Source organism: Microbacterium sp. NPDC078814, from assembly GCF_040702645.1.
Taxonomy (GTDB): Bacteria; Actinomycetota; Actinomycetes; order Actinomycetales; family Microbacteriaceae; genus Microbacterium.
Window position 1 is genome coordinate 264,842 of the sequence record NZ_JBFBLT010000003.1, and the last position, 14,887, is coordinate 279,728.

The window sequence follows — 14,887 nt, forward strand, 5'->3', positions numbered from 1 at the left end:
TCCGGGGGTGGGGTGGCGGGGGCGCGCTCTTCGGGCGAGCGCGCCCCCGCACTGTCGGGCAGGTGCTACTTCGCGGCCACGCCGACGTCGAGGAACGACAGTCCGGTCGTGGGCACCGGCTGGAAGCCGACCAGCTCCTGCGAGCTCCAGGCGGTGGGCAGCTTGCGGTGGAACAGCGGGTACAGCACGGCCTGGTCGGAGATCAGGTCGTACGCCTGGTTCCAGGACTCCTGCTGCTCCTCGCCCTCCTGGGTGACGGCGGTGTCGAGCAGCGTGCGCAGCTCGGCGTACTCCGGGGAGTCGGCCCAGGCGGTGCGCGTCTGGGTCCAGACGTTCTCGCCGTACCACCAGTTCATGAGCAGGTCGGGGTCCACGCCGAACACCGACGGGTCACCGGGGGCGATGGCGACGGTGTAGTCGCCGGAGTCGACCTTCTCGTACATCGACGCCGACTGGCTGATGTCGAGGGTGGTGTCGATGCCGATCGCGTCGAGGGACTCCTTGATGAGCGGGGCCACCTCCTTCACCCATCCGGTGTCGGTCATGCGCAGCGTGATCGCGAGGTCGGAGACCCCGGCCTCCTCCAGCAGCTCCTCCGCCTTCTCCGGGTCGTACGAATAGACCGTGGAGGCCTCGTGGTAGTTCGGGTAGTCCTCGGGAAGGAACGACGTGGCCGGGGTGGCGTTGCCGAGCATGCCGGTCTCGATGATCTTGTCCATGTCGAGCGCGTAGTGCAGGGCCTGGCGGACGCGGACGTCGTCGAACGGCTCGGCCTTCGTGTTGAACATCATGAAGAGGAGGCCGAAGGACTGCACGCTCTCGACCTCGGCCGAGGCGGCCAGCCCGTCGGCGTCGATGTAGGGCACGTCCTCGATCGCCTGCACCGTGCCGGTCGACATCGCGGTGACGCGGGCGGAGGCGTCGGCGAGGAGGTTCCAGTTCATGCCCGCGGCGAGCGCGGGACGCGGGCCGTTGTAGTCGTCGTACCGCTCGAAGACGATCTTGTCCTCGGGAACGGCGGAGACGAGCGCGTACGGACCGGAGCCGATCGGGTTAGCGCCGAACTCCTCGGGATCGGCCTCGACCACGGCCTTCGGCACGATCTTGACGACGCCGAGACGGTCGTCGATGAGGGAGAACGGGTAGTCGGTGGTGATCCGGACGGTGTCCTCGTCGACGGCGGTGACCGTGTCGATGAACTCGACGAACGAGCGGAACAGCGAGTTGTTCGCCGGGTCGAGGACGCGCTCGTAGCTGAAGACCACGTCGTCGGCGGTGACCGGGTCTCCGTTCTGGAAGGTCGCGCCTTCGCGGAGGTCGATGTCGTAGGTCGTCTCGTCGACCTGCGTCGGGAAGTCGGCGGCGAGGGCGGGGGCGGGCTCCTGCGTGACGGGGTCGAGGTCGATGAGTCCCTCGAAGACGTGCCAGTTCGCCGAGACCGTCACGGCGCCGGAGGCGACCATCGGGTCGAAGCTGCCGTTCAGGGTGTACGAGATCCCGGCCTCGATGATGCCGTCCGGGTCGATGTCGCTCGCGGCGGGGCTCTCGGCGGTGCTGGCGGCGCCGCCGCCGCAGCCGGCGAGGGCGAGGGACGCGGCGACCGTGCCGGCGACCGCCATCGCGAGACGACCCGCGCGGCGGCGAGTGCTGTGTCGGTTCATGTGTGCTCCAGGTGGTGGGGGGCGACGCCTTGAGGACATCTGACGTCTGATGTACTCTAAACACACGTTCGACCGGATCACAAGAGTGAGAGGATCGGAGCGTTTCCGGCAGGCAGGAGAGGGACCCTATGAAGTCCACCACGGGGAGGGCGTCGCGGATGCGGCGAGCCACGACGGCGGATCAGATCAAGCAGCTCATCCTCACGCGCGGACTCACCCCCGGCGACCCGCTGCCGACCGAGGCCGAGCTCTGCGAGGAGCTCGACGTGTCGCGCTCCTCGGTCCGTGAGGCGATCCGCACGCTCTCCACCCTCGACATCGTCGACGTCCGGCACGGACACGGCACCTACGTGGGTCCGATGTCGCTGGACCCGATGGTCGAGGCGCTCGTCTTCCGGGGCGTGCTGTCCCCCGAGGGGTCGCTGCAGGCCCTGCGCGAGGTCGTCGAGGTGCGCCTCGCGCTCGACCTCTCCATGGCCGAGCGCGTGGTCGAGGCCGCTCAGGCGCAGGCGGACCCGGAGCTCGACGAGCTCGTCGCCGAGATGGTCGACAAGGCCGGCCGCGGCGAGTACTTCCTCGACGAGGACAGGGCGTTCCACACCCGCCTCTTCGGCGCCATCGACAACCGCCTGGTCGGCCAGCTCGTCGGCGCGTTCTGGGACGTGCACACCGCCGTGCTCCCGCAGCTCGGCATCGCGCAGCCCGACGACATCCATAAGACCGCCAAGGCGCACGGCGACATGCTGGACGCCGCGCGCTCCGGCGACGTCGAGCGCTACCGCCAGGCCGTCATCGAGCACTACCAGCCGCTGCAGCGGGTGCTGGCGACCGCGGAGGACGTGCGGGCCTGAGCCCGGGAGTCGGTAGTCTGACTTTCCCACCACGGAAAGAGGACCCGCATGTCCGTTGGACTGCTCGCCGTCGTCGACGACATCCTGAGCGCCGCGATGAAGGCGTCGGCGAAGGCCGCCGGAGTCGTCATCGACGACGCCGCCGTGACCCCGCAGTACGTGCAGGGCCTCACCCCGGCCCGCGAGCTCCCCGTGGTCGGCAAGATCGCCCTCGGGTCGCTGGTGAACAAGTTCGTCATCATCATCCCGATCGCGCTGCTACTCACGGCCTTCGCGCCGTGGGTGCTGCCCTACCTGCTGATCCTCGGCGGCTCGTACCTGTGCTTCGAGGGGGCCGAGAAGGTGCTGGAATGGTTCGGCGTGCAGCACGGCCACGCCGACGAGGGGGCGCGCGATGAGCGGAAGCTCGTGCTGGGCGCGGTGCGCACCGACCTGATCCTCTCGACGGAGATCATGCTCATCTCGCTCGCCAGTCTCGACAAGGGACTCGGCATCTGGTCCACCCTCGCGATCCTCGCCGTGATCGCGCTGGTCATGACCGTCGCGGTGTACGGGGCCGTGGCGCTCCTGGTGAAGGTCGACGACATCGGCCTGAAGATGGCGAAGAACCCCGCGCAGCGCGTGCGGCACACCGGCACCCGGATCGTCCGCTCCATGCCCGCGGTCTTCCGCTTCATCAGCGTGCTCGGCACCGTCGCGATGCTGTGGGTCGGCGGGCACCTCGTCCTCATCAACCTCGGCGAGGTCGGGCTGCACGCTCCGGCCGATGTTCTCCACGCGGTCGAGCACGCGCTGGAGCCCCTCGGCGGCTTCGTGGTGTGGGTGGTCGACACGATCATCTCCGCGATCGCCGGTCTCGTCTGGGGCCTCGTGATCGTCGGCGTCGTCCTCGGCATCGCGAAGCTCTTCGGCAGGAAGCCGAGCTTCCACGAGGGCGAGGCCTCTCCCGCCGACATCCGCGTCTGACGATGACCGCCGTGCACCTCAGGCCCGCCGAGAGCGCCGACCTCGACACGATCACCGAGATCCACAACCACGCCGTCCTGCACACGACCGCGATCTGGAACGAGGAAGCCGTGGATCGCGCCGACCGGGAGGCGTGGCTCGCCGGCCGGACCGCGCGCGGCTGTCCCGTCATCGTCGCCGCCGACGAGAGCGGCGTCGTGGGCTATGCGTCCTACGCCCAGTGGCGCCCGCACAGCGGCTACCGCCTCACCGTGGAGCACTCCGTCTACGTGCGCGGCGATCAGCGCGGACGGGGCATCGGCACGCTCCTCATGATCGAGCTCATCGCCCGGGCCCGGGCAGCCGGGATGCACGTGATGATCGGCGGTGTGGAGAGCGGCAACACCGCCTCCCTCGCCCTCCACGAACGCCTCGGATTCCGGGAGGTGGGCCGTATGCCCCAGGTCGGCGCGAAGTTCGGCCGGTGGCTCGACCTCAGCATGCTGCAGCTCGTGCTCGACGAGCGCCCCACCCCCGACGCGGCGCTCTAGCGATGGGCTTCCTGCAGTGGCTCGTCGACGCCTTCTCCTCGTCCTGGGTGCTTCCGGGTGGGCAGACGCTCCTGGTGCGTGAGGTCGTCGGGAACGCGTTCGGACTCGCGAGCGCCCTCGGCGGCATGCGGCGCAAGGTCTGGGCGTGGCCGGTCGGTATCGTCGGCAACCTCCTGCTGCTCACGGTGTTCCTCGGATCCGCGCTGAGCCCCGATCCCTCGCTCCCGCATCTGCTCGGTCAGGCCGGGCGGCAGATCATGTTCATCGCCGTCGCGATCTATGGATGGGTTCGCTGGCGGAATGCCGACGGCGGTCGTATCGTGCCGCGGTGGGCGCCGACCGGGGCCCGCATCGGTCTGGTCGTGGTCCTCGTCGTCGGGACCGTGGCGCTCACCCCCCTGTTCCGCGCCCTCGGTTCGTGGGAGCCGGTCTGGGCCGACGCCTGGACCTTCGTCGGGTCGCTGCTCGCGACCTACGGCATGGCGAAGGGCTGGACCGAGTTCTGGCTCATCTGGATCGCGGTGGACGTGGTGGGGGTGCCGCTGCTGTTCAGCTCCGGCTACTACGCGACCGGCCTCATGTACGTGTTCTACGGCGTCTTCACGGCGGTCGGGTTCGTGATCTGGTGGCGAGCGCAGCGACAGGCCGCGCGCCCGATCGAGATCCTCCCTCCCGACCCGAGCCCCCGCCGTCCGGACGACGAGGGCTGAGCCGCACCACGGATTGTTTCCGTGCGTGTCGATCCCGCTCGCCCCGGCCCCGTCCGGTCCCGTTTCATGGGGGCATGACCCGGCAGATCCGCTTCAACGCCTTCGACATGAACTGCGTCGCCCACCAGTCGTCCGGCCTCTGGCGGCATCCGGAAGACCGCTCGCGGCAGTACAACACCCTGTCGTACTGGACCGACCTGGCGAAGCTGCTGGAGAGCGCGACCTTCGACGGCATCTTCATCGCCGACGTCCTGGGCACCTACGACGTCTACGGCGGCACGAACGAGGCCGCCATCCGCAACGGCGCCCAGGTGCCGGTGAACGACCCGATCCTCCTGGTCAGCGCGATGGCCGCGGTGACCGAGCATCTGGGGTTCGGCGTCACGGCCGGCACCGCGTTCGAGCACCCCTACCCATTCGCTCGACGACTCAGCACGCTCGACCACCTCACGCAGGGCCGCGTCGGCTGGAACGTCGTGACCGGCTATCTGCCCAGCGCCGCGCGGAACATGGGCCAGGAGGACCAGCTCGCCCACGACGACCGCTACGACCACGCGGACGAGTACGTCGAGGTGCTCTACAAGCTCTGGGAGGGGTCGTGGGAGGACGACGCGGTGGTGGAGGACCGCGAGCGCGGCATCTTCACCGACCCGTCGAAGGTGCACCCGATCCGGCACGAGGGCAAGCACTTCTCCGTACCCGGCATCCACATCTCGGAGCCGTCGCCGCAGCGCACCCCGGTGATCTACCAGGCCGGCGCCAGCCCGCGCGGGGTGCGGTTCGCGGCGGAGAACGCCGAGGCCATCTTCGTCGCGGCGCCCTCGAAGGAGGTGCTTGCCGGGACGGTGAAGCGCATCCGCGACGCCCTCGAGGCCGCGGGGCGCGACCGCTACGACGCCCGCATCTACACGCTGCTCACGGTGATCACCGCGGCGACGAGCGAGGAGGCGGCCGCGAAGCACGCCGAGTACCTCTCCTACGCGAGCCCGGAGGGCGCGCTCACCTTCATGTCGGGGTGGATGGGCGTCGACCTGTCGCAATACGCCGAGGATGAGCCGGTCGGGAACGTCGAGTCGAACGCGATCCAGTCCGTGCTGCAGCACCTCAAGGAGGAGGCCGACCTCGGTCGCGAGTGGACGGTGGGCGACTTCGGCCGCCACAACGCGATCGGCGGGCTCGGCCCGACGATCGTCGGCTCCGGGGTCGAGATCGCCGACGAGCTGCAGTCCTGGGTCGAGCAGACCGACATCGACGGCTTCAACCTCGCGTACGCGGTCACTCCCGGCACCTGGCAGGACGTCATCGAGCACGTCATCCCGGTGCTGCGCGAGCGGGGCGCGTACCCCGAGGAGTACGTCCCCGGCACGCTCCGCCACAAACTGCACGGCCGCGGCGACCGGGTCCAGCCCACGCACCGCGCCGCCCAGTACCGCCTCTGACCCCGTTCGAGTCGCCCACTTTGCTGCAAAACCGGCCGTTTTGCCGCAAAGTGAGCGATTCGAAGGCAGGTCAGTCGGCGTCGCGAGTGAAGAGGCTCCGCAGCACGAGGAAGACCACCACGGCCACGACAGCGACGATGGCGAGCTTCGCGATGAACCAGAGCACCGAGAACAGCGCGCTGACGATCCACCACGCGATCACGACGGCGAGGATGACGCCGAGGACGGTCCAGATGTTCTTGGTCATGCCTCCAGCCTACGGAGTCGACGCTGCGGGAATCTCGTCGAGCGATCGGTAGACGGGCAGCCCGAGCTCGTGGGCGATCTCGACGTCCTTGTCCGCGCCCGACGATTCCCCCGGCAGCCGGAGCACCGCGTCGCAGTGCAGGAGCAGTCGGCGGGCGGTCTCGTACATGACGTCGCCCTCGCCGGAGTCGGCGGGCTCGAGGGTGCGGAGGACCGGGAGCGCGACCCACTCCCCGATCATCGGCACGTGGCCGAGGCGGAAGATCGGACCGGACGCCTCCTCCAGGCGCGCCAGATTCCGAGCGATCAGGGCGGGGTCGCCGTCGGTGCCGGAACGGTAGGGACCCGCGATCAGGATCAGGAGTGGCTTCATCATGGAGACGACTGTAGTCTGAATCGTGCATAAACGTGCAACTTCGTGAGGAAACTTATGCTCGCTGCTCAGCGCAAGGACCACCTGCTCGCCGTGCTCGCCCGCGAGGGACGGGTCGTGGCGAAGGCTGCGGCCGATGACCTCGGAGTCTCGGAGGACGCCATCCGCCGCGACCTCCGCGAACTCGCTCAGGAGGGGAGGCTCCAGCGCGTGTACGGCGGCGCGCTGCCCATCGCCGCGGCCGATCGCCCGGTGCGGGAGCGCCACGATCTGGCGACCGAGAGCAAGGAGCGGGTCGCCCGCCAGGCGGTCACGACCATCCGCCCCGGATCGACGATCGTGCTGGATGCCGGCACCACCACGCTCGCGATGGCGCGACTGCTTCCCTCCGGCACCGACATCACGGTCATCACCCCGAGTCCTGCCGTCGCGCTGGCCGTCGCCGAGCACTCGGATGCGCGCGTGATCATGATCGGCGGCGAGCTCACCCGGCACTCCCTCGTCGCCAGCGGAGGACTCGCGATGGAGGCGATCCAGCACCTCGCTGCCGACGTGTTCTTCGTCGGCGTCACGGGCGTCGACCCCCGACACGGCCTCACGACGGGCGAGCTCGATGATGCCGTCACCAAGCGGGCGATCGCCTCCCGATGCGCCGCGACCGTCGTGCTGGCCAGCGACGAGAAGATCGGCGCCGCTTCGCGCTACCCGGTGCTGCCGTTCGAGGCGGTCGCCGCGGTCATCACCGACCCGCTCGACGAGAATCCGCTGATCCCTGAGATCCTGGCGCAGATCCCGGGACGGGCGTGAGCGACGATCCGTCTTCTCCCGCGAGGCGTTCCGCGAGCAGGGCGTGCAGGTGACCTGCCGCCGCGAGAAGCGCGACGCTGCGGCGCGTGAGGTCGGCCAGCCGCTCCGCGAGCATGCGCTGCACCTGCTCGGTGTCACCGTGCGCGCGCACCTCGTCGATGATCCGCGAAACGGTGGGGATGCCGTAGCCGCCCGAGCGCAGGGCGGCGGCGATCCGCGCCTCGGTGATCGCGAGGGAGTCATAGGAGCGGACCGATCCCGCACGACGAAGGGGGCGCACCAACCCTTCTCGCTCCCAGTGCCGCAGTGCGGAGGAACGGACGCCGAGCGCCTGGGCGAGTTCGCCGATGGCCATCGCATCATCCTCGACGAACGGATCGTCGGCCTCCGCCACCGCATCCTCGAGTCCGCGCAGGGCCGCGCGCACCCGTGAGCGTTCGAGGGCGAGATCCGCGTGCAGGTCATCGATCCGCTCCGCCGCATGCTCGACCGATCCGCCGATGAGAGCGGGCATCAGTCGACGCGCGGGCACCGGACCGAGCGCCGTCGCCAACGCGCGATAGGCGCGCAGCGCCAGGGCATGCGACGTCCGATACCGCCGGTACCCGTTCGCACCGCGCTCGGCGGCGGGGAGGACACCGAGGCGCTCGAGGTCGCGCACCTGCTGCGTCGAGTAGTCGACCAGCCGCCCGAGCGCCGCCGTCGTCATCACCTGCTCTTGAGGGTTGTGCACGTGCTTCCTCGTCTTTCCGGTCCTTGAGTCCACATAAGCACGTCAGCCTCAGCATTGAAGGATGGAGATGCAGGAGATCATCGCAGAGGTCCACTCGTTCGACGGCGCGCTCGTCGTCGCCCCGGAGGCGGGCAGCGACTTCCCCGAACTGTCATGGGGAGACGCGTACTTCTACCACGCGCCCGACGGCCGGATGCCGGAGCGCACGCAGCCGTACGGGACGATCATCACCAAGGACTATCCCGACGACACGTCCTCCGCGCTGGATGCTCCAGGGCGCTTCCGGGTGAACATCCACGTCGGACGCGAGCGCGCGGAGTCGATCATCGCGGCGGCGTCTCTCACGCTCGGCGACACCGACCCGACGGCGGTCGACGTCTTCCGCCCTCACCCCCTGTACGGCGACGCCGGCTGGGTATGCGTGATCGACCCCGCAGAGGCGACGGCGGGTACCGTGCTCACTCTTCTCCGCGAGGCGCACGAGGCGGCACGGGCGCGCACCGGACGACGGGCGAGGTGAGTCCCGTGTCGACTCCGCAGGGCATGACCGAGGCCGACCGCCGGATCGTCGCGGTGTGGGCGGCCGACTGCGCTGCGCGCGTGCTGCCGCTGTTCGAGAGCGAGGCCCCGGACGACGACCGTGCGCGCGATGCCATCGCCAGGACGCGCGCCTTCGCGCGGGGCGAGCTGACGGCTGCGGGCGAGATCCGTCGTCGCTTCGTCGCCGGCAGGGCCGCCCGAGGTGCCGTGACCCCTGCCGGCACCGCGGCCGCCCGCTCCGCGGCTCAGGCCGCCGGGGTCGCGCACATGGGAGCGCATGCTCTCGGGGCAGCCGCCTACGCCGCGCGAGCTGTCGAGCTGGCACACCCGGATGATCCCGACTCCCGTGCCGCCGAAGTGCGCTGGCAACTCGCGCAGCTCTCCCCCGAAGCCGCTGCAGCCCTGCGCCCCCTCCCGCCCCTGGGCACCGACCCCGCCGGCCCCCTCGGCCCCGGGCTCCTCTCCTCCGGCCCCCTCGGCGTGGTGATCCGCGAGATCCAGACGCACCTCTCGTCGTAAGTCCCTCTTCGAATCGCGCAACTGGCTGCATCTGAGCCCGGAATGGAACCAGGTGCGCGATTCGAAGCGGCCCGACCGCTTCAGCCCCGATTCAGCGACGACGCGCCACACTGGGGGGATGCGGATCCTGGTGGTGGACGACGAGGTGCGTCTGGCCGAGGGCGTGCGCCGCGGACTCGAGGCGGAGGGCTTCGCGGTCGACGTCGCCCACAACGGCATCGACGGCCTCTGGCGGGCCCGCGAGACCCGGTACGACGCCATCGTGCTCGACCTGATGATGCCCGGCATGAGCGGGTGGAAGGTGTGCGAGGCCCTGCGCGCCGAGGAGAACTGGACTCCCGTGCTGATGCTCACCGCCAAGGACGGCGAGTGGGATCAGGTGGAGGCGCTGGAGAGCGGCGCCGACGACTACGTCACCAAGCCCTTCTCGTTTGCGATCCTCGTGGCGCGGCTCCGGGCTCTCGTGCGCCGCGGTGCCGTGGCACGACCGACGATCCTGGAGGCCGGCGACCTGCGGCTGGACCCCGCCGGACACCACGTGTGGCGTGGCGAGACCCCGATCTCCCTCACGGCCCGCGAGTTCGCGGTGCTCGAGCATCTGATGCGCCACCGCGGGCAGGTGCTGTCGAAGCGCGACCTCCTGGCCGGCGTCTGGGACGACGACTTCGACGGCGACCCGAACATCGTCGAGGTGTACATCGGCCACCTCCGCCGCAAGGTCGACAAGCCGTTCGGGCGCGAGGCGATCGAGACCATCCGCGGCGCGGGCTATCGGCTGGCGGCGAACGGTGGCTAGGCGGCTCTGGCGGTCGGTCCGCGGCCGGACGACCCTGGGCGCCACCCTCGTCGTCGCAGTCGCGCTGCTCCTCGGAGCCTTCTCCTTCTACGGGGTGCTGAGCGCGAGCATCCACGGCAGCACCGAACGCGCGGCGGAGCAGCGGCTGGAAGAGCTCGTCAGCCGGCTCGACGGTCCGGGACGCCGCGGTCCGGACCAGCTCGATGACGACCTCGTGCAGCTGCTCGGGCGGGACGGAGCGGTGCGCGCGGCGAGCGAGGAGGCCGCCGATGCGCTCGGCGCCACCCCGCTGCCCGTGGACGACGATCCGCAAGTCGTCCGGATCGACGGCGAGCCGATGGTCGTGGTGTCGGAAGACGTCGAGGGCGACCAGACCCTCGTCCTCGCGGTGCCGATGGACGAGGATGCGGAGACCCTGTCGACGGTGGCGACGCTGCTCGTGATCGCCGTCCCCGCGCTGCTGCTGCTCGTGGCCGTCACGACCTGGCTCGTCACGGGGCGCGCGCTGCGCCCTGTCACCCGCATCCGTCAGGAGGTCGAGGGCATCACCGCCGAGCGCCTCGATCACCGGGTGCCCGTTCCCGACACCGCGGACGAGATCCACTCCCTCGCCGTGACGATGAACGGGATGCTCGACCGGCTCGACGCGGCGGCGACCGCGCAGCGCCGCTTCGTGTCCGATGCTTCGCACGAGCTCCGCTCCCCCCTGGCGACGATCCGTCAGCACGCGGAGCTCGCCCAGGCGCACCCGGAGGTGACCAGCATCGACGAGCTCGCGGAGGTGGTGTCCGAGGAGGGGCTGCGGTTGCAGGGCATCGTGGAGTCGCTGCTGCTCCTCGCCCGCCTCGACGAGGGTGTCACCGGGAGCACCGAACCGGTGGACCTGGACGACCTGGCCCTCGCGGAGGTGCGTCGGCTGCGGGCCACCGGGCTCGACGTCGACGGCTCCGGCATCCGTGCGGCCCGCACCGTCGGCGACCCCCGGCTGCTCGGCCAGCTGCTGCGGAACCTCGCCGACAACGCCGCGCGGCACAGCAACGGCCGGGTGGCGATCGGGGTGGAACCGCAGCCGCAGCAAGTCGTGCTCACGGTCGAAGACGACGGCACCGGCATCCCGCCGGAGGAGCGGGACCGCATCTTCGAGCGCTTCGTCCGGCTCGATGAGGCCCGCAGTCGCGACGCGGGAGGCAGCGGGCTCGGTCTCGCGATCGCCCACGGCATCGCCACCGCCGCCCACGGCGCGATCACGGTGGACACGTCCCGGTGGGGCGGCGCCCGCTTCACCGTCACCCTCCCCTCGGCCGGCCCTCTCTCCTGACCGACCGCCCGGGCACAGCTTCGGATATCCCCGACGACACCCCGGTCATAGCCGACGCACGGCGGCGTGTCGTTCCCGAGCTCCGAAGTCGTGCCCGAGATATCGGTTCCTGAACGGGGCTTCAGGAGGCTTCAGGGTGGCTTCAGCGGCGTCGGGAGACCATCGAGACATGAACGACAAGACTCCTGCTCCCGACCAGAACCCCACGCCGGACGAGAACGACACCGCGGGTCAGAACGCGGCACCCGCGGTCCCGAGCGCGGGCCAGGACCAGCACGCCGGACAGGACTCCCCCGCCGGCCGCGGCACCACCGCCGACGCCCCGACGGTCCCGGTCGCACCGACCCCCGGCCCGAACGCCGCCCCGGAGGCACCGGCGGCCGCAACCCCCGCCACGCCCGGACGCAAGCGCGCGCTCCTGATCGGCGGCGGGATCGCGGCCGCGGTGCTGCTCGCCGGCGGAGGCGTCGCGGTGGGTGCCGCGATCGGCGACGAGTTCGGCGACGACGACGACCGCCCCGCCATGGAGGGCCCCCGGCACGAGGGCGACCACGGCCCGCGCGGTGACAACCGCGGCGATGAGGATGCGCGCCCGAGCGGAGACCGGGGCGACCGCGGCCCTGTCACCGGCATCGGCACCGACGACGTCGACGAGCTCCTCGCGATCGCCGCCGCCGCCCAGGACGCCGCCGAGGGCGAGGTCACCTCGATCGACGCGAAGCGCGACGGAACGTGGGAAGTGCAGCTGACCACGTCCGCCGGGGACGAGACCGAGGTGCGCGTGGACGACGACCTCACCGCGACCGTGGTGTCGACCGACGCCGCAGACGACGACGACAAGGGACCGACTCTCACGCTGGACGAGGAGACCATCCGCACTCTCGTCGACGCCGCCCTCGCCGAGGCCGAGGGGATGATTACCGACCTCGATGTGGAATCCGACGACGTGAGCCCCTACGACGCCTCCGTCCTCACGACGGACAACCGCTCGATCGACATCTCCTTCGACGCCTCGTTCGCGGTCGTCGGCACCGACGTCGACGAGTGACCGCGGCCCTGACGGCTAGCATGCAAGGATGACGAACTCCGATCCGATCGACGAGGTCTCCATCGGCGGCGAGGTCATCCGCCTCGGCCAGTTCCTCAAGTTCGCGGGACTGCTGGACTCGGGCGGCGACGCGAAAGAGGTCATCATCGACGGCTACGTCACCGTGAACGGCGAGGTGGACCGGCGCCGCGGGCGTCAGCTCCGCGACGGCGATGTGGTGACCTTCGAGGGCCGGGCGGTCCGCGTCCGGCCCTGACCCTGCATCGCGGAGCCTCCCTCCACCTCCGCGCCCCGGTTCCGCGCCTCGCTCACGAGCACCGCGGTCACTCCGGCGCCGCACAGCACGAACCCGCCGAGCGTGATCGCCGTGAGGGGTTCGCCGAGCAGCATCGCCCCGCCGATCGCGGTCGCCGGGGCGACGAGGAAGAGCAGCGCCTGCAGTGCGGTGATGCCGACCCGGCGCAGTAGCCACCAGTAGAGGCCATAGGCGCCGAGCGTGGGGAAGACGGCGGTCAGGACCACGGCGATCCAGAACGACGGTCGCGCCGGCGGAACGAGTGCCCCGGCGAGCGCGGCGATGACGAGGAGCAGCACGGCGGTCACGCTCACGTGGATGGTCAGGGTCAGCAGCACCCCCGTACGCACGGCCGTCCGCCGCTGCACCAGGGTGCCGATCACGAGGCAGACCATCGCCGCCGCCGGAAGCAGATACGCGACGAGCGGCGCGGAGCCGGCACCGAACTGCGACTGCACGACGAGCAGCACCCCCACCGCCCCGATCACCAGTCCCGCCACCTGGGCGCCGCGCACACGAAGGCCCAGCACGGGCCCGACCAGCACGGCGACGAGCAGCGGCTGGACGGCGTCGATCAGCGCGACGGTGCCGGTGGCGATCCCCGTCGCGACGGCTGCGTACACAGCAGCACAGTAGCCGAACTGGGCGAGCGCGCCGATGACCGCCTGGACACCGAGTTCCCGCGCGGTCATCCCCTTCGTCGCTCCGGACATCGCGGCGAGGACCACGAGCAGGACGGCGAGCGGCGTGAACCGCCAGACCAGGAGCGTCAGCGGGTCGACGTCCGCGGTGGCGACCGCGGGGATGAGGAATCCCGAGCTCCACGTGAGGACGAAGGCCACCGCCGCACCCGCGGTCACGACCCGGGAGAGTATACCGATCTGTTTACTCATCCCGTCACTATACAGGTTGGTATACTCTCTGCATGTCGACAACCGTGCCGGAGCTGCCGCCGCTGACGCCCGGGGCGCGCCGCGTGCTCGACGCCGCCTCCGACCTCTTCTACGAACGCGGCATCCACGCCGTCGGGGTCGACACCATCGCCGGTGCGGCCGGGGTGACGAAGAAGACCCTGTATGACCGCTTCGGATCGAAGGAAGCGCTCGTCGTGTCCTACCTGCAGCACCGGGACGCCCGCTGGCGGGATCACGTCGCCGCTCACCTCGCACGGGTCCCGGAGCCGGGGCACGCCCGCGTGCTCGCGATCTTCGATGCCGCCATCTCCTGGGTGCCGGACCACAGCACCAAGGGATGCAGCGCCATCAACGCGCGCGCCGAGATCGACGGCCCCGGGGACGCCCCGCTGGTGCTCGCCGAGGCTCGTCGCGAGAAGGAGTGGCTGCTCGCGGTCTTCGCTGAGCTCTGCGGTGAGGCCGGGTTCCACGACCCGGACCGGCTCGCCGAGACGCTCATGCTCCTCTATGAAGGCGCGATCGTCACCGTCGGCATGGGGACGTTCGCGGAGCCGTTCGCGACGGCTCGGGACAGCGCGCGCCGACTGCTGGAATCCGCGGCGTCCGACGCGTCCTAGACGCCGGTCGTCGGTGAGGACGCGCGCGGCGGCAGCACCGCGCGCACCGTGACCACGAGGAACGCCACGAGCAGCACCACCATCGTCACGTCCGCGACGATGTAGGCGTAGTGCGCGCCGTCGGTTCCCGGAGCCTCCTGCCTTGCGATGACGAGGTCGCTGCGCCGATTGAGGATCGGGCGGATGACGATGACCTCGACGAGGAACACCAGCCAGAGCCCGCCGAGCAGCAGAGCCGAGGAACGCCCGGCACGGGCACGGACGCTGACCGCCGTCAACACGAGGAGCACCGCTCCCGCGAGGACGTTGAGGGCGGTGAACACGAGGCGACCGATGCCGAGACCCAGCGGGATCGTGATTCCGGGAGCCAGGAACTTCAGCGGTGCCTCCAGGAACGAGATCGCGATGATCGCCCCGAGCAGGAAAGCGGGCAGCAGCAGGCGCAGCGCCGTCACCGTGCGTCCACCCGTCATGGCCTCAGGCTAACCGGGCGATCCGCACCCCCGGCGGCGGGTGACCGTGGA

Annotated in this window: 19 protein-coding genes; 13 read left to right on the plus strand and 6 right to left on the minus strand. The window is 70.5% G+C overall.

Annotated elements, in window-relative coordinates; genetic code table 11:
- Positions 1–65: 65 nt before the first annotated feature.
- Positions 66–1,661, minus strand: a complete 1,596-nt coding sequence (locus tag AB0300_RS07485; RefSeq protein WP_126894529.1) for an ABC transporter substrate-binding protein — start codon at positions 1,659–1,661, stop codon at positions 66–68.
- 128 nt (positions 1,662–1,789) lie between these two features.
- Between AB0300_RS07485 and AB0300_RS07490 the strand changes: the two genes are divergently transcribed.
- The 5 genes from AB0300_RS07490 (at position 1,790) to AB0300_RS07510 (ending at position 6,157) form a co-directional block, all read left to right on the plus strand.
- On the plus strand, positions 1,790–2,512 hold the full coding sequence (locus tag AB0300_RS07490) for a FadR/GntR family transcriptional regulator (RefSeq protein ID WP_060923475.1): 723 nt from the start codon (positions 1,790–1,792) through the stop codon (positions 2,510–2,512).
- 48 nt (positions 2,513–2,560) lie between these two features.
- Entirely contained in the window at positions 2,561–3,478 is a 918-nt protein-coding gene (locus tag AB0300_RS07495) for a DUF808 domain-containing protein (protein WP_126894528.1), read from the plus strand.
- Positions 3,479–3,480: 2 nt separating this feature from the next.
- Positions 3,481–4,008 carry an N-acetyltransferase family protein gene (locus tag AB0300_RS07500; protein WP_366215761.1) on the plus strand — a complete coding sequence of 176 codons (528 nt, stop codon included), beginning with the start codon at positions 3,481–3,483 and terminating at the stop codon, positions 4,006–4,008.
- Positions 4,009–4,010: 2 nt separating this feature from the next.
- Positions 4,011–4,718 carry a nicotinamide riboside transporter PnuC gene (gene pnuC / locus AB0300_RS07505; protein WP_366215762.1) on the plus strand — a complete coding sequence of 236 codons (708 nt, stop codon included), beginning with the start codon at positions 4,011–4,013 and terminating at the stop codon, positions 4,716–4,718.
- Between the two features lie 74 nt (positions 4,719–4,792).
- Positions 4,793–6,157, plus strand: a complete 1,365-nt coding sequence (locus tag AB0300_RS07510; protein ID WP_029989156.1) for an LLM class flavin-dependent oxidoreductase — start codon at positions 4,793–4,795, stop codon at positions 6,155–6,157.
- A gap of 70 nt (positions 6,158–6,227) precedes the next feature.
- On the opposite strand, the gene AB0300_RS07515 is transcribed toward AB0300_RS07510, so the two are convergent.
- The gene (locus AB0300_RS07515; protein ID WP_025102796.1) at positions 6,228–6,404 is read right to left on the minus strand and encodes a hypothetical protein; all 177 of its coding nucleotides are present in this window, start codon (positions 6,402–6,404) and stop codon (positions 6,228–6,230) included.
- Between the two features lie 9 nt (positions 6,405–6,413).
- Complete coding sequence (locus tag AB0300_RS07520) at positions 6,414–6,779, minus strand: DUF4406 domain-containing protein (RefSeq protein WP_366215763.1); 366 nt, start codon at positions 6,777–6,779, stop codon at positions 6,414–6,416.
- Between the two features lie 54 nt (positions 6,780–6,833).
- On the opposite strand from AB0300_RS07520, the gene AB0300_RS07525 reads away from it, so the two are divergent.
- Positions 6,834–7,583: a DeoR/GlpR family DNA-binding transcription regulator gene (locus tag AB0300_RS07525; protein WP_366215764.1), complete on the plus strand. Its 750-nt coding sequence runs from the start codon at positions 6,834–6,836 to the stop codon at positions 7,581–7,583.
- On the opposite strand, the gene AB0300_RS07530 is transcribed toward AB0300_RS07525, so the two are convergent.
- Positions 7,516–8,316: a MerR family transcriptional regulator gene (locus AB0300_RS07530; RefSeq protein WP_366215765.1), complete on the minus strand. Its 801-nt coding sequence runs from the start codon at positions 8,314–8,316 to the stop codon at positions 7,516–7,518. The two genes, AB0300_RS07525 and AB0300_RS07530, sit on opposite strands and share 68 nt — an antisense overlap.
- Before the next feature lie 67 nt (positions 8,317–8,383).
- On the opposite strand from AB0300_RS07530, the gene AB0300_RS07535 reads away from it, so the two are divergent.
- From AB0300_RS07535 to AB0300_RS07560, 6 genes are all read left to right on the plus strand, one after another.
- Positions 8,384–8,836: a DUF6194 family protein gene (locus AB0300_RS07535; RefSeq protein ID WP_366215766.1), complete on the plus strand. Its 453-nt coding sequence runs from the start codon at positions 8,384–8,386 to the stop codon at positions 8,834–8,836.
- Between the two features lie 5 nt (positions 8,837–8,841).
- A complete protein-coding gene (locus AB0300_RS07540; protein WP_366215767.1) occupies positions 8,842–9,375 on the plus strand; it encodes a putative immunity protein in 534 nt (177 codons plus the stop codon).
- 118 nt (positions 9,376–9,493) lie between these two features.
- Positions 9,494–10,171: a response regulator transcription factor gene (locus AB0300_RS07545; protein WP_025102802.1), complete on the plus strand. Its 678-nt coding sequence runs from the start codon at positions 9,494–9,496 to the stop codon at positions 10,169–10,171.
- Entirely contained in the window at positions 10,164–11,489 is a 1,326-nt protein-coding gene (locus AB0300_RS07550; RefSeq protein WP_366215768.1) for a HAMP domain-containing sensor histidine kinase, read from the plus strand. Before AB0300_RS07545 ends, AB0300_RS07550 begins: the two co-directional genes overlap by 8 nt.
- A 169-nt stretch (positions 11,490–11,658) precedes the next feature.
- The gene (locus AB0300_RS07555; protein ID WP_366215769.1) at positions 11,659–12,537 is read left to right on the plus strand and encodes a hypothetical protein; all 879 of its coding nucleotides are present in this window, start codon (positions 11,659–11,661) and stop codon (positions 12,535–12,537) included.
- Between the two features lie 28 nt (positions 12,538–12,565).
- Positions 12,566–12,793, plus strand: coding sequence for an RNA-binding S4 domain-containing protein (locus AB0300_RS07560; protein ID WP_025102805.1), 228 nt, complete (start codon positions 12,566–12,568; stop codon positions 12,791–12,793).
- On the opposite strand, the gene AB0300_RS07565 is transcribed toward AB0300_RS07560, so the two are convergent.
- Positions 12,733–13,725: a DMT family transporter gene (locus AB0300_RS07565; RefSeq protein WP_366215770.1), complete on the minus strand. Its 993-nt coding sequence runs from the start codon at positions 13,723–13,725 to the stop codon at positions 12,733–12,735. The two genes, AB0300_RS07560 and AB0300_RS07565, sit on opposite strands and share 61 nt — an antisense overlap.
- Positions 13,726–13,757: 32 nt before the next feature.
- On the opposite strand from AB0300_RS07565, the gene AB0300_RS07570 reads away from it, so the two are divergent.
- Entirely contained in the window at positions 13,758–14,363 is a 606-nt protein-coding gene (locus AB0300_RS07570) for a TetR/AcrR family transcriptional regulator (RefSeq protein ID WP_366215771.1), read from the plus strand.
- Here AB0300_RS07570 and AB0300_RS07575 read toward each other — a convergent pair.
- The gene (locus AB0300_RS07575) at positions 14,360–14,836 is read right to left on the minus strand and encodes a hypothetical protein (RefSeq protein WP_249521450.1); all 477 of its coding nucleotides are present in this window, start codon (positions 14,834–14,836) and stop codon (positions 14,360–14,362) included. The genes AB0300_RS07570 and AB0300_RS07575 overlap by 4 nt on opposite strands.
- Positions 14,837–14,887: the final 51 nt, after the last annotated feature.